A 23,450-nucleotide genomic window follows, 5' to 3' on the forward strand; every position below is an offset into this window, starting at 1 on the left:
AAACGATACATTTATGCTCACAAAACTTACAATTTCCAATTACGCACTGATTCAGCAACTTACGGTTGAGTTTTCTTCCGGATTAAATACAATTACGGGTGAAACAGGTGCAGGAAAATCAATTATTTTGGGAGCGTTAGGGCTTATTTTAGGAAACAGGGCCGATTTATCTGTGTTGAAAAACAAGAATGAAAAATGTATTGTAGAAGGATTTTTTGAAGTCAAAAATTATGATTTACAGTCGTTTTTTGAAAAAAATGACCTGGATTACGACAATCAAACCATTTTACGAAGAGAAATAACGCCATCAGGAAAATCGCGGGCTTTTATTAACGACACGCCGGTAAAATTAAAAGCCATTGGCGAACTTGGCTTAAAACTGATTGATATTCATTCGCAGCACCAAAACCTTGAGCTCGTTAACCAAAAATTCCAGCTTAATTTTGTGGATGAAGTTTCCGGTTCGCTAAAAAAATTAGAAGAATATAAAACAGCTTTTAAACATTTCAACCAGCTTCAGAAAAAGTTAAAAGAGTTAAAAGAAAAAGCTGAAAATGCAAATGCCGAACTCGATTATTTTCAGTTTCAGTTTAATCAGCTTGAAGAGGCAAAACTCAGGGTGGGGGAGCAGGAAGAACTGGAAACAGAACTTGAAAAACTTACGCACGCCGAGGAGATAAAAAGCTCGTTTACAGAAGCACTTCAATTGATTGATAATGAGCAATTTTCAGCACTCAAAAATATAAAAGAAAGTACAAAAATTCTGCAAAGGATTCAGAACTATATCTCTAGTGCACCGGAGCTGCAAAACCGCTTACAAAGTACTTTCCTGGAGTTAAAAGATATTTGGGAAGAAATAGACGCTCTGGCTGAAAAAACAGAACACGAACCAGCTAAAATTGAGGAAATTAACGACCGTTTAAATCTCATATACAATCTTCAGCAAAAACACCATGTAGCAGGTATCGATGAACTGATGAAGTTAAAAAATGATTTTGAAAGCAAAATCATACAAGCGGTTGGCTTCGGTGATGAAATAAAAAATGCGGAAAATGAACTGGAAACTGTTTTAGGACAATTAAATAGTCTGGCAGCTGAACTTTCCACGATACGAAAAAAATCGTTTCCGGATATCGAAAAAGCTGTTATTATGGATCTGGAGCAATTGGGTATGCCAAAAGCAAAATTGCATGTTGCACACGAGGAGATGCATGATTACACAGCTTTAGGAAAAGATTCAATTTCATTTCTTTTTAGTGCAAACAGCGACTCACAACCTTCAGAAATTTCAAAAATTGCATCCGGAGGTGAAATGTCACGTTTGATGCTGGCCATAAAAAATCTGTTGCGAAAATCAAAAGAGCTTCCAACCATCATTTTTGACGAGATAGACTCCGGAATATCAGGTGAAGTGGCCATAAAAATGGGGAATATTTTAAAGTCTTTTTCAGCTTCCACCCAAATTATAAATATTACGCATCTGCCACAGATCGCAGCAAAAGGAGACAGTCATTTTGTAGTGTTTAAATATGAAGAGCAAGAAAAAACATACACATCAATTCGGAAAATTGAAAATAACGAGAGGGTAGAAGAGTTGGCTAAAATGGTAAGTGGGGAAGATATTACCGATAATACATTAAAAACAGCAAGGGAACTTTTGAAAAACTAGACTATAATCCTGTTTTACAGGCATTTTAAAATAAACAACATTAAATAACCAACTAATGAAAAATTTCAGTTTTGTATTTTTTATTGCTTTGGCTCTTTTGAGTTCATGCAATGCTCCGGAAAAAAAAGAAAAAAAGCAGCCTAATTTTATTGTTTTTATTGCCGATGACGCGGCCTGGAACGAATGTGCACCTTATGGTAACGAAGTTATTCGCACACCAAATATTAACAAGCTGGCTGAAGAAGGTCTGGTTTTCGATAATGCCTTTTTAACGGCCAGTTCGTGTAGTCCAAGCAGATGCAGTATCCTGACAGGGCGCTATCCGCACAGCACAGGAGCACCCGAATTACATATGCCCTTGCCTCATAACCAGGTATTGTTTGCCGGAGAATTGCAAAAAGCCGGATATTATACAGCCGTCGCCGGGAAATATCATATCGGAGATCCGCGCCCGGAGTTTGATACGATATACGGAGGCTCGCCAAGTGGCTGTGAATTCTGGGTTGAAGCGATGGAAAACAGGCCCAAAGATAAACCTTTCTTTATGTGGCTGGCGGCCATGGATCCACATCGTCCTTATAAACCAAATACCATTGCCAAACCACACGACCCAGCCAAAATTATTGTGCCGCCATATTTGCCTGACAACGATTCTACCAGAAAAGACCTTGCCCTGTACTACGATGAGATATCACGTCTGGACAGTTATTTGGGAAAAGTGATGCAGGTTTTAAAAGATCAGGGTGAAGACGAAAATACCTTGATTATTTATATGACCGACAACGGAAGGCCTTTTCCGCGGGCAAAAACCAGGCTCTACGACAGTGGTATAAAAACACCTTTTATTGTTCGCTGGCCCGCTAAAATTAAAAAGGGACGCACCGATGCCCTTGTAAGTTCAATTGATATTGCTCCTACCTTTTGTGAATTGGCCGGATTAAACAGTTCTCCTACTTTTCAGGGAGTATCTTTTGTTCCGGTTTTGAACGATTATTCGGCGACAGTCAGAGATTACATCGCCGGGGAACATAACTGGCATGATTATCAGTCATTTGAACGGGCAATCCGGAATACTGAGTTTCTTTATATCCGTAACACATTTCCTGAGCTTAACGCGTCGCCACCGGCTGATGCAGTCGGCAGTTTAACTTACCAGGAAATGATAAAAATGTACAACGCAGGCAAATTGAATGAAAATCAGCTGGACTGTTTTATCGCACCACGCCAGGTTGAAGAATTGTACGATGTGGCTAAAGATCCCTATCAGTTTAATAATTTAGCTGAAAATCCGGATTACGAAAAAACCTTAACCGAAATGAGAAACAAACTGGATGAATGGATAATTCAGTACAACGATACCATTCCTGAAAATCCTACACCAGACAAATTTGACCGCTGGACCGGGAAAAGATTGGTGGACTAATTATGATAAATAAGATTGACTGAAATATAGCTTAAGAGTATTTCAAAAATATTCGGCATTGAAAATCATTTTTAAAAACCAGTGTAGGAAAATTAAATTCAAGCTACACGATTACGATATATGTATAAGCTTTATATGATATGTACGATAGCTGCATAGCTATTTAATATGGTGTCACGAATGAGTCTCTGAGAAATACGAAGATTCGTCAACGCATCAATATAAAATAATTTTTAACGCGTTGAGAATCGCATGCAACTATTTTTTAGCACACTTATTCAGAATAGCAGAATTTAAAAAGCGTTGGCTGGTGCGATTTATTTACCCGAGTGGATTTAACGAGGGCAATCGAAGAACGAGTGCAGACATAATATTGAATTATAGGGCGAACCATGCCAGAAACTACTGTATACACTTTTACATAAAATCTTTGCCGATATATGACTTATCAGCCATATATCTGATTTTATATAAACCAGCAGAGCTGGGCGTAATTTGTGTAGAATTCCAGAATAAACAATTAAATACGTTTGTCCTATAATGTAGTGCATTATATTAACATTGCTTTGGCTACTGGAACATCAACATTAAATCACCACTAAACATCAATTTGAAAAATGATTTAAAAGCGCGTGGGCAAAAAGTTTTGGAACTGAAGTTTTCGCCAACGGAACACTTTTTTGCGGAGAGAAACGGAGTAAATGGGTGTGGAGTGTAGAAACTAAGCTTAAGCAAAATAATTGAATATTGAACGACACATAATATTTGGAATCAATTAAAATTAAATTTCTAAAGTACCTGTAATCATTTCTGATTTTGTAATTTTATGTTTTATAAAAATCAGGAACCAATAAATTGAACCTTAACAATGAAAAAAAGAAAGGTTATGAGAATTGATATTTTATCAAGAATTAATGATGAAAAAATTGGAGCACTTAATGTGCTAGCGGAAATATTAGTAAAGGATTACTTGCGCATTGCGAAGCATATCATTGATGATAATGAAATGCAAAGGAAAAAAGTAAAATCGTCGAAAACAGTATATTCCTTACTTAGAAATGACCTTAAACAAGGATGTACAATACCTCCCATCTTTCTGGCAGTAAGAAAGGAAGCCATTGATGAAAATGAAGATGAGTATCTTCAGAATATTACGGATGATGAAATTAAAGAATCTATTCGGGATAAGAAACTGATTATTTTGGATGGTCTTCAACGAACTCATCAAATGCTTGCACTGGAAGATGAATTAAAAAAGACAGGGGATAAAGAAGCTTTGGATAAATTTCACACCAGAAGGTTAAGAGTAGAATTGTATGTCGGAATAAATAAAATTGGCATTTTATATAGAATGTTAACTTTAAATACGGGACAAACACCCATGTCTATACGCCACCAAATTGAAATCTTGTATCAGGATTACATTACCGATACAAAAATTGAAGGTGTAGAATTATTAAGAGAAGTTGATGGACCTAAAACTATTGGAGTTGGCAGATACAAATTCAGTGATGTGGTAGATGGATTCCAATCTTACCTTGAAAAAAATGAGCTATCCTTTGACCGTGCGACATTATTAGATGACATAAAGAGTTTAGAAAAGTTATCTAAAAAAGGGCAAAAGGTTGAACTATTCCAGCAATTCTTAAAATCTTTCCACAAGTTTATGGAAAAGATTGAAGAGATTAGCGATGGTTGGGAATTTTCAAAGAGTGATTATACGGATGATTTTGTCCAACCCTTTGGAAGGAACATTGCAAATTTTTATTTAAGACCGCAAGTTATAACAGCTTTTGGTGCCATTGTAGGTGTTTTAGAGGAGAATGATGTTTTATCTGACTTTGATGAATTATGTGACAAGTTGGATGATTTGGTTATTGGTGGTGACATTTATGAGGTTTATTATGATTTTCTCAGTAATCTGGAACACATAAGAACAACCTCCAAAAAAATTGGTAACAGTCAAAGAAGATATTTTTACCATTTCTTTAAATCCTTGCTAAATATTAATGATGAAAGTAGTTTAAATGTTAGGAAAGCTGTAAAAAAGGCAAGACAAATGTATAACGTGGAATTCTTGTAATGGCTCTATTATTTAAAAAGTTGGGGGTTGGTGATATACAATTCGACAGCGTTCGTTTTAGTTCACAAACAAGTGATTTTACGTTGTCCAGCGTAGAATTTCCAGAAGATGAACTGAAATGTGAGTTTTGTTTTGAAAAAAACAATAATTACTCTTTTCTGAGAGATTCACATTTTATAATAAAACTTTTTAATAATCCTGATTTTGCCGCAAACGATATTTATCAAATTTTTGATAATGCTACAGAAAACGAAGGGAACCATGGTAGACTTGGTTACTTGATTCCATTACAATCATTGATAAATTCACAACATGATTATGGTGAAAACGAACACTTTTCTCTATACGCTTATCATTGTATAAGAAAACTTTTAAAGGGAGATGATGGTATCCCTTATAAAAAAATAGAAATTGTTCCAAATAGAAGAATTGACCTGGAATCACTTTATGGTGAAAATACACATGTCTTAATTCTTTATAAACCATATATTAGGATATGGGAAAATTTTCACAACCACAAGTTTAGATTAGATTCATTTCTACCATGTTTATGGTCTTTTGGTTATTTACAAATTCTTGAATCAAATTTTAATAAATTATATAAAGGTGAAAATCAACCAATTCATTCATCCAGACCGGAAGGTGGAAGGCTACACTTCGTCTCAACTTCTTCTGAATTACACAAAGACCCATATATTTTAAACTTATTTACTTCTTTTCTTTATTTCCAAGAACATGAGCTTGTAAGATTCCATTTATTATACCAAGTAATTGAATTATTGATTGAAAAAGTTTTTCAAGTTGATTTAAGTAGTATTATTTCCGATTTTAATAATAATTCAGATGACTTCTATGATATAAGAGAAAGGCTATCTAAAACGGCTAATGAAAAATCCAGGATAGATAAATTATTTAATTCTTTTTGTGGGATTCCAATTAACTATTTAAATGATTTACGACACAGTTGCAATGATTTCTTAACATCAGTAAAACCTGAATACGTGCAAGATACTCCCACAAAAGCATTATATAAAACAAGGTCGCTTGTTTTTCATAGCTTAAGAGCATTGCCTGTAAATTATGAAACTAACCTAAAAAATGTGAATCTACAATTGGAAAGACTTCTCATAAAAGCAATTCAGGATTTTAGTATTACATAGTCTTTAAGATGGATAAAATCTACAAATACGCACAGCATTTTGTTAAGCTTGAATTAATGAAAGCTCGCTTTGAAGTTTTTGAAAACGAAAGTGGGAGCAGGGGAGTGGATTTTATAATTAAATCAAAATCAGGGAAATATTATGAAATTTCATTGCATACATTAAATCTCGAAAATGTAGACAGAAGTATTAAAATTCCTCAAACAGATTGGAATTATGAATTGCCTGATAATCTATTGATTGCGTTAGTACTTTTTATGAAGAAAATGGAACCTGCGGTGTTTTTAATTCCATGTAAAGTATTAAAAGAACCAGATAATCGCTTCTTTTTCAATAATGAACAAGACGAACGTTTTAAGTATTTATCTAACTGGGAGATAAAAATATTTACCAACGGAATTAAAGAATTAAGCGAAAAATATGCATTGGTTAATACCGCTAATCAACTGGATTAAAAGCGCGTTGGACAGAAAATTTGGTGCGGGCTAGCGTTGGAATGTGCGTGGAAGCTTTAAATTTTCTTGATTCTTTTGTTTACTTTTCTTATCAAGAAGAAAAGTAAATGCCAGTCCGGCACAAGGACAAATAATTCTAAAATCATTGGAGAACCGAACAAAGCAAGTGTGCAACAATTTTTGTCTGCATATTATTATGTTAAATATAATAAATATTAAAAATTGTTGTACTGTTGCGACAATTCAGCACAAACATCAATTTGGAATGCTATACAGAAAAACTTTTTTAGGGAGGGATTTTGTATTTATAGATGTGCGGCTGGTGTGCGTTGGATAAGTGCGACAGCCGTGCGGCTATTTAATATAGTGTCGAATTATAGGAAAAACCATGCCAGGAAGCACGAAAAGTAAACTCACTGAGAATCGCTTAAAAATATTTTTTAGCACAGTTATTCAGAATAGCAGAATTTAAAAAAGCGTTGGCTGGTGCGATTTATTTACCTGAGCGATTAGGCGAAGGCAAACGAGGAACGAGTGCAGACATAATATTGAATTATAGGGAAAACATTTCGTGAATGTGCACAAATTACTTTTACATAAAATCGTACCGTTATCGGACTGCGTCGCGATAACTGATTCTATGTAAACCACGCTTAGCCGCGTGGACGTAATTTCACAAGATTTTGCTAAAGAACCCCTATTTTCAAAATTAATACGTTTGTCCTATAATTGATATTATGATAAATAATATATGTATTGAAAAAGGAGAGTTTATAGCTCTCCTTTAACGATATATTTATTGTCCTAATTTTTCCAACATCTCGTTGTACTTATCCATTTGTTTCATTCTGTAGTACAAGTTCTTTAATGATTCCAGTGTCATTATATCGTCAGGTTTTAATTCATTACACTTTTCCATATATGGTAAAGCTTTTTCCCACCAGATATCTGCTTTTTTGGTTTCCTCCAAATATCTTTCATTTTCGTTTGCTGGAACAGAATTGGCAATCTCAATCTGCTGAACACCTTTATTATAGTATAATGCACCTAAATTATAATATGCACCGTAATTTTCCGAATCAACTTCTATTGCTTTTTCATATGATTCTATTGCTTTTTCGTCATTTTCAAGCTTTTCGAACAAAGTTCCCTGTGCAAAATAAAATGTAGCATTATCGGGATCTTGTTCTATAGCCATTTCCAGGTATTTCATTGCATCTTCTGTTTTATCCTGGTCCAAATAAATCTGAATCATACTGGTAAGTACATTATTATCTTCCGGATATCTTTCAAAACCTTCCTGCAAAATTTCCAGGGCTCCCAATGTATCTTTTTTCATCTGGTACGCACTTGCAATTAAACTGTAAGTTCTTGCTCCGTTATAACCATACTCAGCGGCTTCTTTGTAGTATTTGATAGCCTTATCATATTGCTGTGCGTTGTAAGCAGCCAAACCTGTATTATAAATAATAACTGTATCTACTGTTTCAGGATTGTCTCCCTTAATCAATGGCATACTGTTTATTTCCAGAATTTGTTCAAAAGCATTCAAAGCTTTTTCATAATCTTCGCTGTTAAACCCTTCAACAGCCTGATTGGTAAGATCATTGGTTAACAGCGTAAGTTTTATCTTTAAACCATTGCCGAACCTTCCTTTTTCATCCAGCTCCAATGCTTTTTTGTACGACTCGAAAGCTGTAGCCAGTGGATTTTCTGCCAGTTTTTTTACATTTTCGTCTTCCGACTGATATATTGCCTGATATATTTCTCCTCTAACTTCCCATGTTTTCGGCCAGTCAATAGTTTTCTCCGATTTTTCATTCGAAGGATCTATTGTCTCCTTTATGGTTTCCAATGCTTTTTCTAAATTACCAGAGTCCTTAAAATTTTGGGCACTGGTCACTTTTCCTTTTTGTGCAAAGCTCACACCGGCAGCAAAAATAAAAGTTAGTAGAATTATTGTTCTTTTCATCACCTAAATTTTTATTGTTTTAATTTAAATTAATCTTTTACAAAAATATATGAATAATAAAATTATTCAAACTTAACGGTTAATTCTCTATAATTTATTTTCTTATTGTTAAGAATCAATCTCTTCACTATTTTCCTGATTGTCTTCTATTTCACTATCATTTTCAACTTCAGCCTCTTCCTCAATAGTAACTCTTGCAACGGAAGCAATCCTGTCTTCATTTTTCAAATTAATTACCCTCACTCCCTGCGTTGCTCTACCTAATACTGAAATAGAATCTACAGCCAAACGTATGGTTAACCCATATTGAGTAATTATCATCAAATCATTATCGTTTGAAACGCTTTTAATTGCAATTAAATCACCTGTTTTTTCAGTGATGTTTATTGTTTTAACACCTTTCCCTCCACGGTTAGTGATTCTGTAATCATCAATTTTAGAACGTTTTCCATATCCGTTTTCCGAAATAACAAGGATATCTTCATTTCCATTATTTACACAAACCATGCCAATCACCTCGTCGTTCGGGTTTCCCAGCGTAATACCCCTCACTCCGGAAGCTGTTCTCCCTATAGCACGGACAATACTTTCATTAAAACGAATAGCTTTACCGGAACGCACTGCAAGCATTATTTCACTTTCTCCGTTAGTAAGACGGGCTTCAAGCAGCTGGTCGCCGTCTTTGATAGTAATGGCATTAACACCATTCTGTCTTGGGCGCGAATATGCCTCGAGCGTTGTTTTCTTAATTATCCCCTTCTTCGTTGCCAGAATTATATAATTATTATTGATAAATTCTGAATCAGCTAAAGTTTTAACTTTTATAAAGGTCAATACTTTATCGTCGGGTTCAATATTTAATATATTTTGAATTGCACGTCCTTTTGAAGATCGGGTTCCTTCAGGGATTTGATATACTTTAAGCCAGTAGCATTTTCCTTTTTCTGTAAAAAGCAACAAAGTATTATGCATCGATGCAATAAAAATGTGCTCAAGGAAATCTTCATCGCGGGTAGAGCCTCCTTTGGAACCAACTCCTCCCCTTCCCTGTGTGCGGAATTCAGTTAACGGAGTACGTTTAATATATCCCAGGTGCGAAATGGTAATAACCATATCATCATCTGCGTAAAAATCTTCGGGATTAAACTCTTCCGCATTTGGAACTACTTCTGTGCGTCTTTCATCACCATATTTCTTTTTTACCTCAAGCAATTCTTCTTTGATAATATCCATACGCAACGATTTATCAGCAAGAATTTCTTTGAGATGTTCGATTTGCTTCATGATATCTTCATATTCCGCACGGAGCTTATCCTGTTCCAGACCCGTTAATTGTCTCAATCGCATGTCAACAATCGCACGTGCCTGAATTTCAGTTAATTCAAACTTCTCTATTAATCGTTCCCTTGCTTCGTCGGGTGTTGCTGAAGATCGGATAATGGCAATAACTTCATCAATATTGTCACTGGCAATAATCAATCCCTGTAAAATATGCGCACGTTTTTCAGCCTGTTCCAGTTCGTACTGTGTTCGTCTGACAACAATTTCGTGGCGATGCTCCACAAAATGAAAAATTAAATCTTTTATGTTTAGCATCTTTGGCCGCCCATTTACCAGGGCAATGTTATTTACATTAAACGATGTTTGTAATTGTGTATATTTATACAATTTGTTTAACACCACATTGCTCATCGCGTCGCGTTTGATATCATAAACCACACGCATACCTTCTCTGCCCGACTCATCGTTAACATTTGAAATTCCCTCAATTTTCTTTTCGTTAACCAAATCGGCTGTTTTTTGAATCATCTCAGCACGGTTAACAAGATATGGAATTTCAGTAACGATTATTTTCTCGCGGCCGTTCTCGTTTTCGATATGTGCTTTTCCCCGGATTACAATCCGGCCTCTTCCGGTTTCATACGATTCTTTTACTCCCTGGTAGCCGTATATTATTCCACCTGTTGGAAAATCAGGCGCCTTAATAATTTCTATTATTTCGTCAATTGTAATTTCGTTGTTTTCTATAAATGCAATTGTAGCATCAATAGTATCTGAAAGATTGTGAGGTGGCATGTTTGTTGCCATCCCAACCGCAATTCCCGACGCACCATTAACGATAAGTTGCGGAATCCGGGTAGGCAAAACAGTAGGTTCATTTAATGATTCATCAAAATTAGGCTGAAAGTCCACTGTATTTTTATCCAAATCAGCCAGCGTTTCTTCAGCAATTCTTGCCATTCTTGCTTCAGTATAACGCATCGCTGCCGGACTATCACCATCAACAGAACCAAAGTTTCCCTGGCCATCAATCAACGGATATCTCAGCGACCAGTGCTGAGCCATACGTACCATTGTAAAATATACTGAAGAATCACCATGAGGGTGATATTTACCAAGAACTTCCCCAACAATTCTGGCAGATTTTTTATATGGACGATTGGAAAGTATTCCCAAATCATTCATTCCGTATAATACTCTTCGATGAACCGGTTTAAATCCATCCCTCACATCGGGTAACGCTCTTGAAACAATAACCGACATTGAATAATCAATATAGGCAGACTTCATCTGCTCCTCTATGTTTATTCTGATAATCTTTTCACCTTCAATCATTTATATCTCCTTTCAAAATAAATTACCAATAATTTAAAAGACCCACAAAAATAGTAAAAATCCACGGTATTCGGGCGTTTTTACTACTGTTTTGGTGGATAGTAACAAGAAGATATCAACAATTTAACTGTCAATAATTCAGCATTTCAATAATAGATTTAATAACTTATGACATTATCGCTAACTTTGCGGTTGATTTTTCAGTATTTTAGTAAGTCAACTTTTGGGAACAATTGTTGTTGATTAAATAAAAAATGATATTTGTATGGATTCACAATTTTCACCAAGGATTAAAGATATAATTGGATATAGCAGAGAAGAAGCCATTCGCTTGGGAAACGATTATATTGGTCAGGAGCATCTGTTTCTTGGAATTTTAAGAGACGGAGAAGGCACCGCAACTGATATTTTAGTGAATTTGGGCGTTGATTTGGGAGAGATTAAACAACTAATTGAGAAAAAAATACGGTCTGACAAAGAAATTAACCAGAAAGCAGATTTAGTTATGCTGAAGTCGGCCGAAAAATCATTAAAACTCATTTATTTGGAAGCGCGCTCATTTAAAAGCACAACGGCTAACAGCGGGCATTTGTTACTGGCCATTTTAAAAGATAATGAGAATATTGTCACTCAATTGCTGGTTGAGTTTGGTATCAATTATTATATCGTAAAATCACAACTGCAGGACTACAAAGGGCCGATCGCAAAATCGGATTTTCCTGAAAGTGATGATGATGACACAAACGAGCCTTTTTCAAAAGGTCCCGGAGGTTCCGGAGCAAAAAAGAGTACAACCTCAAAATCAGAAACACCCGTTTTGGATAATTTTGGCATTGATATTACCAAGCTGGCAGAGGAGAACAATCTTGACCCTATCGTTGGGCGTGAAAGGGAAATCGAGCGCCTGGCCCAGATTCTGAGCCGGAGAAAAAAGAATAATCCTATTCTTATCGGAGAACCTGGCGTAGGAAAATCTGCAATTGCAGAGGGATTAGCATTGCGTATTATCAGTAAAAAAGTTTCGCGAATACTATTTGATAAAAGAGTCGTAAGTTTGGATATCGCTTCAATTGTTGCGGGAACAAAATACAGGGGGCAGTTTGAGGAAAGAATGAAAGCGATTTTAAACGAGTTAACAAAAGTAAACAACGTAATTCTTTTTATCGATGAAATTCATACGATTGTAGGAGCCGGCGGTGCAACAGGTTCGCTTGATGCTGCCAACATGCTAAAACCGGCACTGGCACGCGGCGATATCCAATGTATCGGGGCAACAACGCTCGATGAGTATCGTCAACATATTGAAAAAGACGGTGCGCTTGAACGTCGTTTCCAAAAGGTGATGGTTGAACCTACGTCGATGGAAGAAACCGTCGAGATATTGAATAACATTAAAAGCAGATATGAAGATCACCACAATGTGAATTACACTGAGGAAGCATTGGATGCCTGTGTAAAACTTACTGCACGTTATATTTCCGACAGATATTTACCCGACAAAGCAATTGATGCATTGGATGAAGCAGGCTCAAGGGTACATATTTCAAATATCAACGTTCCGGATAATATTCTGAAGCTGGAAGAAAAGATAGAAAAGATAAAAGAAGACAAAATATTAGCTGTAAAAAGTCAGAATTTTGAATTGGCTGCTGACTTTAGAGATAAAGAAAAAAATTTCCTTCAGTTGCTTGAAAATGAAAAAGTAGCGTGGGAAAAGGAATTGGCAACACACCGTGAGACAGTTGACGAACACAAAGTTGCTGAAGTAGTTGCAATGATGTCGGGCGTTCCTGTTCAACGAATTGCACAGGCGGAAGGTAAACGGCTAATGAACATGGAAGCCGATTTGAAAAACAGAGTTATCGGACAGGATGAAGCGATTCAAAAAATTGTTCGGGCTATTCAGCGAAACAGGGCTGGATTAAAAGATCCAAACCGCCCCATCGGTTCATTTATCTTTTTGGGGCCAACAGGCGTAGGAAAAACGCAGTTGGCAAAGGTACTAACTACTTATTTGTTCGATAGTATCGACTCACTGATTCGGATTGACATGAGTGAATATATGGAGAAGTTTTCTGTATCCAGAATTGTTGGAGCGCCTCCGGGATACGTTGGGTATGAAGAAGGTGGTCAGCTAACTGAAAAAGTAAGAAGAAAACCTTATTCTGTTGTATTACTCGATGAAATTGAAAAAGCACATCCCGATGTATTTCATCTTTTACTTCAATTGCTTGATGAAGGAAGATTGACTGACAGCTTAGGAAGAAGTGTTGATTTTAGAAACACGATTATTATAATGACTTCGAACATTGGTACAAGACAACTCAAAGACTTTGGCCGCGGTGTTGGTTTTTCCACAAACCAATCTGCTGAAAAAGACAATGAAAACGCGAAGTATATTATTCAAAAAGCATTAAAGAAGGCATTCGCGCCTGAGTTTTTAAATCGGATAGATGATGTGATAATGTTCAACACCTTGGATAAGAAGCATATTCACAAAATTATCGATATTGAAATTAAAGACTTGTATAAACGTGTTGAATCGTTAAATTATAAATTAAAAATTTCTCCTGCTGCCAAAGACTTTATTGCTGAAAAAGGATTTGATCCGCAATTTGGAGCACGACCATTAAAAAGAGCAATCCAGAAATATCTGGAAGATGAAATGGCGGAGATTATTATTAAGGCATCAATTACAGAAGGAGATACAATTTCTGTTGGTTTTGACAAAAAGAACGAGAAATTGCTGATGCGAATTTTATCAAACAAAAAGGAACTAAGTAAGTAATATAAAGGCCTGATTTTTCAGGCTTTTTTTTGCCTTTTTACCGCGGGAACAGGCAACACTTTAATTCTTTCCCCACGTCAAGTCGAAATTGGTCTGCAAAGAAGACTGCTAACAACAATTTATTTTTTTTCGCCCGTGAACTTTTGTACCTTTTTAAACATTATAATCGACAGAAGTCGTTATCTAAATCAGTTAAAATGAAGAAATTTGCGATCGAATTTAAATGGGGAATCATTTTTACCGTAGTTTCTTTACTCTGGATGTTTTTGGAAAGACTTTTTGGGTGGCACACTACCCATATCGACAAACATGCTATTTACACCAACTTTTTTGCACTTCCTGCCATTTTGGTTTTTGTTTTTGCCTTGCTCGATAAACGAAAACATTTTTACAACAACAAAATGACTTGGATGCAGGGTTTTATTGCCGGATTGGTAGTTTCTATTTTTGTTGCTGTTTTAAGTCCGCTTGCACAATTTATTACCATTGAATGGATTACACCGGAATTTTTCACGAATGCACGTGAATATGCAGTTGGTGTCGGCAAAATGAGCGCTGAACAAGCTGCGGAATATTTCAATCTTACAAATTATATGATGCAAAGTGCATTCGGAGCTATTTTAATGGGCGCAATCACTTCAGCTATTGTGGCCTTGTTTGTGCGAAAAAAATAAACTGATGCCTTATGAAATATTATAAAACTGTTGATGAATATATTCTTAATACAGAGAATGGAAAAGAGATTCTGATAATTCTTCGCGAAATCTTAAAAGGAACCGAGCTGAAAGAAACGATAAAATGGGGCTCTCCTGTTTACACTGTTAACGGCAAAAACGTAGTTGGAATCGGGGCCTTTAAATCCTATGCAGGCATTTGGTTTTTTCAGGGAGCATTGTTAAAAAATGAAGAAGGTGTTTTGGTCAATGCGCAGGAAGGAACCACAAAGGCACTGAGACAGTGGAGATTCTCTGATGTGAATGAAATTGATGAAAAACTGGTTTTAAAATATGTAAATGAAGCTATCGAAAATCAGAAAAAAGGTAAAGAAATAAAAGCTGACAGAAAAAAAACTCTTGTTATTCCTGATGAGTTAAAAGAAGCATTTTTGAAAAACAAAGAACTGGAAATAGCTTTTAACGAATTCACAACAGGTAAGAAGCGGGAGTTTGCTGATTATATCTCACAGGCAAAACAAGAGGCAACCCGCTTAAAAAGAGTCGAAAAGATAAGACCTTTAATTCTCAAGAATATTGGACTAAATGACAAATACAGAAAATAATTTTGTTTAACTTATGAGTAAAAAATATAAACAAATTTGATTTTGATTCTGTTTATTATCAAAATAAACGTCGATGAATCAAAATATAGAAATCGTTGCTCATTCCGGTATTTACACACTTCTTGCGGAACAAATACTAAACGTTTCTATTCCGGAAGCCTGGGAATTCTTTTCATCCCCAAAGAACTTATCAAAAATAACACCACCTCAAATGGGATTTTATATCACTTCTGAAGAATTGAAACAAATGTTCGCGGGGCAAATTATCACCTATCAAATCAGAGTTTTTCCTTTTCTGAAAGCAAATTGGGTTACAGAAATAACACATGTAAAAGAACAATCTTATTTTGTTGATGAACAACGTTTTGGCCCTTACAAAATGTGGCACCATGAGCATCATTTTTCTGAAACAGAAGGAGGTGTAAAAATGATTGACAGGGTTACGTATAAAATTCCATTTGGATTTATTGGAAAAATTGCTCATTCCATTTTTATTAAAAGGAAACTAGAAGATATTTTTAGCTACAGAGCAAAAGTTCTGGACAGAAAATTTAGTGTTATGAATTTTAAATGAATTTTCGCTTAAGTTTTAACATTCGCAAATAAACCCTATTTTCACAGGAAAAAAGAGATATGAAGCTAAAAATATTGGTGCTCTTTACTTTTCTGTCCATTGTTTACAATGCGAAATCACAAGTAAATTCTTTACTCAATTTTGATAAACACAAGGCAGAATATTTATATCATTTTGCTTATGAATGTATTGATAAAGAATATCCCAACAAGCTTGGCCAGGTTTTAGGTGACGACAGTTACCTCTCCCCTCCCCGGGATCTTCATCCGGCTTTTTATGGTTGTTTCGACTGGCACTCATCGGTTCATGGACACTGGACTTTAGTAACAATTTTGAATCGGTTCCCCGATTTTGAGTATCGGGATGAAATATTAAAAAAATTTCAAAAAAATATTACCAAAGAAAATATTTTAACAGAGGTAGCTTATTTTAATGACGAGCACAATAAAGATTATGAAAGGACTTATGGCTGGGCCTGGCTCTTAAAACTCGACGAAGCTATTCTTGAATGGGACAATCCGGAGGCAAAAGAACTGCACGAAAACCTGTTTCCTCTGGTGCGTTTAATATCTGGAAAATTTTCTGAATTTCTCGATAAATTGATTTATCCGATTCGAATTGGAGAACACAGTAATATTGCTTTCGGAATGTCATTTGCTTACGATTATGCAAAAAAATACGACACTGAGCTGGCTTCAAAAATTGAACAAAAAGCCAGGGAATATTATATGAAAGACTGCGAATGTCCGCTTACCTGGGAGCCAGGTGGTTTCGATTTCCTATCACCTTGTTTACAAGAAGTTTCTTTAATGGAAAAAGTTTTATCAAAAGCTGAATTTGAAAAATGGTTAAAAGATTTTCTTCCCGGTTTTGAAAAAAATCCGGAGAAATACCTTGAAGTAGCTGTCGTAACCGATCGGAGCGACGGTAAACTGGCACATCTCGATGGACTAAATTTTAGCCGTGCCTGGTGTTTATTCGAAATCGGACATGCCTTGAATAATCAAAAAATGATTGATCTTGGAGAAAAACATTTCAACTACAGCTATGAAAAAATGGATTCCGGAGAATATGCAGGAGCTCACTGGCTGGCATCATTTGCAAGCTACGCACTTATCAAATACTCATTATAAAACTTTTACTGTGGTATTTGTTATTTAAAAAATTAAAATTTAATTCTGATGGATTTACATGTTGAAGGAAAAGTTTTTATGGTTGCCGCTTCCAGTAAAGGTTTAGGATTTGGAATAGCCAGGGAATTGGCTGTAAACGGAGCAGTTGTTTGTATTGCCAGCAGAACAAAAAATGATATTGAAAACGCTGCTGAAAAACTCAGAGCTGAGACCAGCAGTACCATTTATTCTTCAGTTGCCGATGTTTCAAACGCCCAATCGATTAAAAGTTGGGTTTCCGAAATAACAACAGCTTTTAAACGAATTGATGGTTTGGTGGTTAACGCTGGTGGCCCTCCTCCTGGTAAATTTGATGATTTTGAAGACAAAGACTGGGAGGCTGCATTTAATTTAACACTAATGAGCACCGTTCGGCTAATCAGGGGGGTACTTCCTGCAATGCGAAACAATGGAGGTGGTTCGATAGTAACCATCACTTCGCTGTCAGTGAAAGAGCCCATTAACCAACTTTTACTTTCCAATGTTTTTCGCTCGGGTGTTACAAGTTTGGTAAAAAGTTTGTCAAACGAACTGGCTTCTGAAAACATCAGGGTAAATAATCTTTTCCCTGGGAGAATTGATACCGATCGGGTAAAATCCCTGGATAAAAATCTGGCTGTAAAAGAAGGAACATCAGCAGATGCGATAAAATCAACATTTGAAAAAACAATCCCTTTGGGCCGTTACGGGACCATTGATGAGTTTGGAAAAGCCGGTGCATTTTTACTTTCACCTGCTGCTTCCTATATTACAGGTGCAAGTTTGGCTGTAGATGGAGGAATTATTAAAACAGTCTGGTAAAACTAAAATAAATGAAAATTAACCTCGCCCTATTTCTTTTTCTATTCGTTCATTTTGCAGCCGCTCAAAATCACCAGAAGCGGTTTGAAAGTATTGATGTTCAACACTATATTTTTGAAATTCAACTAAATGATACAACTGACCGAATTGAGGGGAAAGCCAATATCCTTGTTAAATTTTTAAAATCTTCTGAGAATTTGCAACTCGACTTAATTGGCTTAAACGACTCAACATCTGCGGGAATGAAAGTTAAGAATGTTGTGTTTGATGGTAAGCCGGTGAATTTTATTCATAAAAATGATAAGCTGAAAATTAATTTTGATCGAGAAATTGGCAGCGGAGAAACAGTTAATGTTGGTATAATTTATTTAGGTATTCCGGCCGACGGTTTAATAATATCGGAAAACAAATTTGGCGATCGTACATTCTTTGGTGATAACTGGCCTAACCGGGCAAGGTACTGGCTTCCTACGGTTGATCATCCTTCGGATAAAGCGACTCTCGATTTTTTGGTCTTTGCGCCCGAACACTACAAAGTGGTGTCAAACGGGCAATTGGAAAATGAACTCGATTTGGGAAACGGAATAAAATTCACCAACTGGAAAGAAAAAAAACCTATTTCTACCAAACTAATGGTTATTGGTGTCGCTCCTTTTATTGAAGCGGATTTGGGAAGATACAAAAATGCAGAAGTCAGTTGCTGGGTATTTCCCCAAAATGCCAAAGAAGGAATTTCAGATTTTGCATATGGATTGAGACCGCTCTCCTACTTTTCCCAAACTATTGGGGCATATTCATACGAAAAACTCGCACATGTACAATCTAAAACAAAATATGGCGGAATGGAAAATGCAAGCTGTATTTTTTATGCAGAACGTGCAATTTCCGGCAAACAAAAGATAGAAAGCCTTATTGCACACGAAACAGCTCACCAGTGGTTTGGAAATTCAGTGACTGAACAAAATTGGCACCATCTGTGGTTGAGCGAAGGATTTGCCACTTATTTAACCCACCGGTATGAAAAATTTTACTACGGCGACGAGGTTTTTAAAAGCGGATTAATTGATGACCGAAAACAAGTAATAGAGTATGCGCATAAAAAGATGGCTCCCGTTATTGATACAACAGTTACTGATTATTTGCAGCTATTAAATGCAAATTCCTATCAGAAAGCAAGTTGGTTTTTACATATGTTACGGAATAAAATCGGGGACAAAGTGTTTGCGCAAACCCTTCAGGAGTATTATCTGAACTTTCGGGATTCTACGGTGTTAACCGACGATTTTAAAGATATTACAGAAAAGAATTCAAAACAGGATCTTGATGAGTTTTTTCACCAATGGCTTTGGCAACCCGGACTTCCGGTTTTGAAATGGCAATGGAAACAAAAATCAAATGGTGAAATCAGGATTAAAATAACTCAGGTTCAAAAGAAAGTCCTGTTCCATTTTCCACTTGAAATAAAACTTCTGCCACAAAATGAAGAAAAAAGCCAGGTTAAAACACTGGAAGTTTCTGACAGAAAGACAAGTATTTCTATTGTTCCGAAAAGAAAAATAAAAGATATACAACTGGATCCGGATGTCAAATTACTTTTTGAATTAAATGAGTAACTAATCCAAAACCCCATAACTCCTGTTTGTGTCTATTGAAGATTTAATGTGTTTTCTTAAATTTAAACAAAAATTGAAGTGGAGAAAACCATTCTTTCTATTGATTGCGGAACGCAAAGTTTGCGTGCAATAATTTTTTCCATGAAAGGAGAAGTACTTGCAATACAAAAAATCCCGTTTGAGCCGTATACAAGTCCCAGAACAGGCTGGGCGGAACAAGATCCTGAAATATACTGGCAAACATTGAAAGTGGCATGCAACAAACTAAAAGAAGAAAATGCCGACTGTTTTTCAGGTATAGTTGGAGTTGGGGTTACTGCACTCCGCGACTCAATGGTAAACGTAAATAAAAATGGAGAAGCACTTCGTCCGCTTATGGTTTGGCTCGACCAACGAAAAGCAAAACCTGTTTTTAAGCCTGGATTGGGCTTAAAGTTATTGATAAAATTCATTGGGCTTGAAGATACATTAACAAAGGCTCAGCGTGAAGGAAAATGCAACTGGATTCGGCAGAATCAACCTGAGATATGGGAAAATACTTACAAATATTTGCAAGTTTCGGGATTTCTTCATTATCGGTTAACCGGCGAATTTAAAGACTCGGTAGCCTCACAAATCGGGCATATTCCTTTTGATTACAAAAAACAAAAATGGGGAAATCCCAAAAATCTGTTGGCATTTAGCACAAAACTTTACCCTGTTGAAAAAGAAAAGCTCCCCGAACTGCTACAACCTGGCAAAATCATCGGTAGTATTACCAAAAAAGCAAGTGAAGAAACCGGTCTTCCTGAGAATCTGCCAGTAATAGCGTGTGGCTCCGATAAAGGATGTGAAACACTGGGCATGGGCGTTACCAGCTCCAAACTGGGAAGCTTAAGTTTTGGAACAACAGCAACCATTCAAACTACTTCAGAGAGATATATTGAGCCGATAAAGTTTATGCCGGCATACCCTGCAACAATTCCGGGGCTTTTTAATCCTGAAGTGGAAATTTTCCGCGGTTTCTGGATGATTACATGGTTTAAGAATGAATTTGCGCAAAAGGAGGTTGAGCAGGCAAAGAAAAAAGGAATTTCAGAAGAAGAAGCATTAAATGATTTGTTAAGCCAGTCACCACCTGGTTCTATGGGACTGGTGGTACAACCATACTGGAGCCCGGGTTTATCTGAACCTGCTGCAAAAGGAGCAATGATTGGTTTTGGAGATGTACATAAAAAACCTCATGTTTACCGCGCTGTAATTGAGGGACTGGCATTCGCATTAAAAGAGGGAAAAGAGAAAATTGAAAGCGTTTCGAGGCAAAAAATTGAAAAACTGGCGGTTTCAGGCGGTGCCTCTCAAAGCAATGAAATCTGCCAGATAGCTGCTGATATTTTTGATCTTCCGATTGTACGCGGGCGAACATCAGAAACATCCGGTTTGGGAGCGGCTATTATTACAGCCTGGGGAACAGGAATTTACATTTCGTTGGAGGAAGCAATCAAAAACATGGTGAAATATAAAGATGAATTTCAACCCAATACAATACATGTTGAATTTTACCGCAAACTTTACAAAAAAGTATACAAAAAAATGTACAGGAAACTGGAACCTCTATACAGTGAAATCAGAGAAATAACAGGATATCCCGAATAAACAGCTTTGGGTTTATTCCAAACGCAAAAAAACGGAAAAATAGAAATTTCGAGGATCTCCCGGGTAGTAGTAACGTGCTAAATTACCACCAAATGCCGGCGCGTTAACGGCCAGCATAGCCGGGTAATTTAAATCAAAAATATTCTGAACTCCGCCCTTTAACTCAACCAGAATACTTTTTAATCTCCCTGCATATTTAATTTCTGCATTTGTAATTCCGTACGGATTGGTGAAATCGGAATTGGCATCGTTAACCGCCATCTCCCCGGTGTGACGATACCAAATATGCAATTTGAAATTTCTGGTCGGACTAAATACAGAATTTATCATCCATATATTTTTAGCTGTTCCGGGCAGCATTTTTCCGGAATAGTCAACATTGTTATCGATAAAATTGGTAAAATGATAATTTGCAAAAGTGGCATTGCCGCCCAGATTTAAATTCGGATAGTTTCCGGCCGGCAAAACCGACCATTTTGCTTCTGCCTCCAGTCCCGGATGCAGTGATTCTCCTGCGTTTACGCCAATGTAAGCATCTTCTCCCGTGCGTCGGGCTACAAGCAGATTATTAACATAAATACGGTAGTAGCTTAATGAAGCCTGCAACTGATCGGAAAACAATGTCCGGAAACCAGCTTCATAATTCCATCCATTTTCTGGCTTTATGTCCGGATTAATTTCACCCTCCGGAAGTAATGTCTCCTCAAAGGAGGGAGTTGAAAATCCGTTGCTTACGTTACCAAAAAATGACAGTCGGGGCATAAGTAAAATGTTAAATCCGAGACGCGGAGACAGAACCGGTTTATATGAATGTTTGCCGGATTGGTCACCATTTTCAATAAAATGGTCGGCATAATCAAACCGTGTTAGATTGCCGTTAATTCCTGCTGATATATACAACCGCTCCCAAAACCCGGATTCCATCTGGAAAAAAAGGTTTTCGTAGGAACGTTTTTCCTGATTGTCGGATAAAAAAACATTGGAATTTTCATTTGACAATGTCGACCAGTTATAGTTTTCTCTAAAAAATTCAAGCCCGGAAGTAAAAGTAATACTTGAATGTTCTCCTGAAATATTCTTCTGAATATAACCTCTCCATCCCAGATAATGGGATTGTTCATCGAGGGTATTAAATGGCCTCAATTCGTCAGCATCTCTGTAACTTCCAAAAGTAGCAAACGATATTTTTTCATCTCGCCTGGTATACACATTCAACGATATTCCAAATTGTCCGGAAACATAATCCTCATAACCTTTCACATTCTTCCAGTTTGAAGCTGCCTGTTCCGGGTGGTTTTCAAATGTGGGTAAATCAAGTGAACTTGGAATAAATGCTTTCATTTTTGTTGCCTTTAACAAAACCTGAAGATTAACATTGGTTGAAAAAGAATACTGCGAATGCAACAAGAGGTTTGTTCGCTTTGTGTTGTTGTTTTCGCGAAAACCATTGCTTTTCAAATAGGAACCCAAAGCGAAAATACTCGTTTTGTTTTGAATTACTCCGGTGGAGAGTGTACTTTTTATTGTATTAAAAGATGCCAGGGTAGTTTGAATCTCAGCAAAATCTCTGGCAACTGTTTTGGGATGAAAAAGAATTACCCCTCCTAAACCCGCTCCAAATAAGCTTGAAGAAGGCCCTTTGATAATTTCAACTCGTTTAATGGAAGAATTTTCAAGATCTTCCAATGTGGTTTCCCCGTCTCCCGAAGTTAATGGAATCTCACCAAGATAGGCCTTTATTTTATTGGTTGCATAAGGTGTTCGCGAACCGATTCCACGAATTGTTAAACGGTTTGTATTTAATGTACCATGGTGCATTAAAATTCCCGGAACCTGGTTCAAAGCTTCAACAGGAGTAAAAGCGTTTCCGGTCTCCAACTGCAAGGAAGAAATTAAATGAACCGGAGCTGGTGTATTTAACAAATTGTAAGGTGTGCGAAATGCCGTTACGGTTACTTCCCCTATTTTTTCTGAAAGTTCAGTACTATCCTGTTTAACCTGTTCTTTTTCGTTTTGAGCGGTTACCGGGTGTACGAAAAAATAAAGAAGAAGGGTCGACAAAAATAAGTTGGTATAATTAATTGTTTTTAGCATTTGTTTTGTCGCAATTTTATTTTCATCTGTTTTGATATATAAGTTGGGATATTTTCAAAAATAGCCATTTCATTTCGTTTTTTAATCAAACGGAACTATACTATTTATGTTTACTT

16 protein-coding genes are annotated in these 23,450 nt (G+C 36.4%); 13 read left to right on the plus strand and 3 right to left on the minus strand.

Annotated features, from left to right (window positions below; all coding sequences use genetic code 11):
* Window positions 1-13 precede the first annotated feature (13 nt).
* The 5 genes from recN to GM418_RS27400 all read left to right on the plus strand — a co-directional run bounded on the left by recN (window position 14) and on the right by GM418_RS27400 (window position 6,790).
* Complete coding sequence (gene recN, locus GM418_RS27380; protein ID WP_158870925.1) at window positions 14-1,669, plus strand: DNA repair protein RecN; 1,656 nt, start codon at window positions 14-16, stop codon at window positions 1,667-1,669.
* A 55-nt stretch (window positions 1,670-1,724) separates the two neighbouring features.
* Entirely contained in the window at window positions 1,725-3,092 is a 1,368-nt protein-coding gene (locus GM418_RS27385) for a sulfatase family protein (RefSeq protein ID WP_158870927.1), read from the plus strand.
* A gap of 868 nt (window positions 3,093-3,960) precedes the next feature.
* Window positions 3,961-5,175 carry a hypothetical protein gene (locus tag GM418_RS27390; RefSeq protein WP_158870929.1) on the plus strand — a complete coding sequence of 405 codons (1,215 nt, stop codon included), beginning with the start codon at window positions 3,961-3,963 and terminating at the stop codon, window positions 5,173-5,175.
* Window positions 5,175-6,335, plus strand: coding sequence for a hypothetical protein (locus tag GM418_RS27395; RefSeq protein WP_158870931.1), 1,161 nt, complete (start codon window positions 5,175-5,177; stop codon window positions 6,333-6,335). The genes GM418_RS27390 and GM418_RS27395 overlap by 1 nt, the downstream gene beginning before the upstream one ends.
* An 8-nt stretch (window positions 6,336-6,343) precedes the next feature.
* Window positions 6,344-6,790, plus strand: a complete 447-nt coding sequence (locus GM418_RS27400; RefSeq protein WP_158870933.1) for a hypothetical protein — start codon at window positions 6,344-6,346, stop codon at window positions 6,788-6,790.
* A gap of 796 nt (window positions 6,791-7,586) precedes the next feature.
* Here the strand turns inward: GM418_RS27400 and GM418_RS27405 are convergent.
* Both GM418_RS27405 and gyrA read right to left on the minus strand, forming a co-directional pair.
* Complete coding sequence (locus GM418_RS27405) at window positions 7,587-8,762, minus strand: tetratricopeptide repeat protein (RefSeq protein ID WP_158870935.1); 1,176 nt, start codon at window positions 8,760-8,762, stop codon at window positions 7,587-7,589.
* A 108-nt stretch (window positions 8,763-8,870) separates the two neighbouring features.
* Window positions 8,871-11,378, minus strand: coding sequence for a DNA gyrase subunit A (gyrA, locus tag GM418_RS27410; RefSeq protein ID WP_158870937.1), 2,508 nt, complete (start codon window positions 11,376-11,378; stop codon window positions 8,871-8,873).
* A 265-nt stretch (window positions 11,379-11,643) separates the two neighbouring features.
* On the opposite strand from gyrA, the gene GM418_RS27415 reads away from it, so the two are divergent.
* The 8 genes from GM418_RS27415 (at window position 11,644) to GM418_RS27450 (ending at window position 21,240) form a co-directional block, all read left to right on the plus strand.
* Window positions 11,644-14,166, plus strand: a complete 2,523-nt coding sequence (locus GM418_RS27415; protein ID WP_158870939.1) for an ATP-dependent Clp protease ATP-binding subunit — start codon at window positions 11,644-11,646, stop codon at window positions 14,164-14,166.
* Window positions 14,167-14,363: 197 nt separating this feature from the next.
* The gene (locus tag GM418_RS27420; RefSeq protein WP_158870941.1) at window positions 14,364-14,840 is read left to right on the plus strand and encodes a DUF4199 domain-containing protein; all 477 of its coding nucleotides are present in this window, start codon (window positions 14,364-14,366) and stop codon (window positions 14,838-14,840) included.
* Window positions 14,841-14,851: 11 nt separating this feature from the next.
* A complete protein-coding gene (locus GM418_RS27425) occupies window positions 14,852-15,445 on the plus strand; it encodes a YdeI/OmpD-associated family protein (RefSeq protein WP_158870943.1) in 594 nt (197 codons plus the stop codon).
* 73 nt (window positions 15,446-15,518) lie between these two features.
* Window positions 15,519-16,019 (plus strand): SRPBCC family protein, encoded by a 501-nt coding sequence (locus GM418_RS27430; RefSeq protein ID WP_158870945.1) that lies wholly within the window; start codon window positions 15,519-15,521, stop codon window positions 16,017-16,019.
* 59 nt (window positions 16,020-16,078) lie between these two features.
* Window positions 16,079-17,152, plus strand: a complete 1,074-nt coding sequence (locus tag GM418_RS27435; protein ID WP_158870947.1) for a DUF2891 domain-containing protein — start codon at window positions 16,079-16,081, stop codon at window positions 17,150-17,152.
* A 48-nt stretch (window positions 17,153-17,200) separates the two neighbouring features.
* On the plus strand, window positions 17,201-17,992 hold the full coding sequence (locus GM418_RS27440) for an SDR family oxidoreductase (protein WP_158870949.1): 792 nt from the start codon (window positions 17,201-17,203) through the stop codon (window positions 17,990-17,992).
* 11 nt (window positions 17,993-18,003) lie between these two features.
* Entirely contained in the window at window positions 18,004-19,605 is a 1,602-nt protein-coding gene (locus GM418_RS27445) for a M1 family metallopeptidase (protein ID WP_158870951.1), read from the plus strand.
* Window positions 19,606-19,683: 78 nt separating this feature from the next.
* Complete coding sequence (locus GM418_RS27450) at window positions 19,684-21,240, plus strand: FGGY-family carbohydrate kinase (protein WP_158870953.1); 1,557 nt, start codon at window positions 19,684-19,686, stop codon at window positions 21,238-21,240.
* A gap of 12 nt (window positions 21,241-21,252) precedes the next feature.
* Here GM418_RS27450 and GM418_RS27455 read toward each other — a convergent pair whose 3' ends face one another.
* A complete protein-coding gene (locus tag GM418_RS27455; protein WP_158870955.1) occupies window positions 21,253-23,334 on the minus strand; it encodes a TonB-dependent receptor in 2,082 nt (693 codons plus the stop codon).
* Window positions 23,335-23,450: the final 116 nt, after the last annotated feature.

Source organism: Maribellus comscasis, assembly GCF_009762775.1.
Lineage (GTDB): Bacteria > Bacteroidota > Bacteroidia > Bacteroidales > Prolixibacteraceae > Draconibacterium > Draconibacterium comscasis.

Bases quoted from the DNA above. Each gene is read 5' to 3' on its own strand.
- recN (WP_158870925.1), top strand. From the start codon at position 14: ATGCTCACAAAACTTACAATTTCCAATTACGCACTGATTCAGCAACTT.
- GM418_RS27385 (WP_158870927.1), top strand. From the start codon at position 1,725: ATGAAAAATTTCAGTTTTGTATTTTTTATTGCTTTGGCTCTTTTGAGT.
- GM418_RS27390 (WP_158870929.1), top strand. From the start codon at position 3,961: ATGAAAAAAAGAAAGGTTATGAGAATTGATATTTTATCAAGAATTAAT.
- GM418_RS27395 (WP_158870931.1), top strand. From the start codon at position 5,175: ATGGCTCTATTATTTAAAAAGTTGGGGGTTGGTGATATACAATTCGAC.
- GM418_RS27400 (WP_158870933.1), top strand. From the start codon at position 6,344: ATGGATAAAATCTACAAATACGCACAGCATTTTGTTAAGCTTGAATTA.
- GM418_RS27405 (WP_158870935.1), bottom strand. From the start codon at position 8,762: ATGAAAAGAACAATAATTCTACTAACTTTTATTTTTGCTGCCGGTGTG.
- gyrA (WP_158870937.1), bottom strand. From the start codon at position 11,378: ATGATTGAAGGTGAAAAGATTATCAGAATAAACATAGAGGAGCAGATG.
- GM418_RS27415 (WP_158870939.1), top strand. From the start codon at position 11,644: ATGGATTCACAATTTTCACCAAGGATTAAAGATATAATTGGATATAGC.
- GM418_RS27420 (WP_158870941.1), top strand. From the start codon at position 14,364: ATGAAGAAATTTGCGATCGAATTTAAATGGGGAATCATTTTTACCGTA.
- GM418_RS27425 (WP_158870943.1), top strand. From the start codon at position 14,852: ATGAAATATTATAAAACTGTTGATGAATATATTCTTAATACAGAGAAT.
- GM418_RS27430 (WP_158870945.1), top strand. From the start codon at position 15,519: ATGAATCAAAATATAGAAATCGTTGCTCATTCCGGTATTTACACACTT.
- GM418_RS27435 (WP_158870947.1), top strand. From the start codon at position 16,079: ATGAAGCTAAAAATATTGGTGCTCTTTACTTTTCTGTCCATTGTTTAC.
- GM418_RS27440 (WP_158870949.1), top strand. From the start codon at position 17,201: ATGGATTTACATGTTGAAGGAAAAGTTTTTATGGTTGCCGCTTCCAGT.
- GM418_RS27445 (WP_158870951.1), top strand. From the start codon at position 18,004: ATGAAAATTAACCTCGCCCTATTTCTTTTTCTATTCGTTCATTTTGCA.
- GM418_RS27455 (WP_158870955.1), bottom strand. From the start codon at position 23,334: ATGCTAAAAACAATTAATTATACCAACTTATTTTTGTCGACCCTTCTT.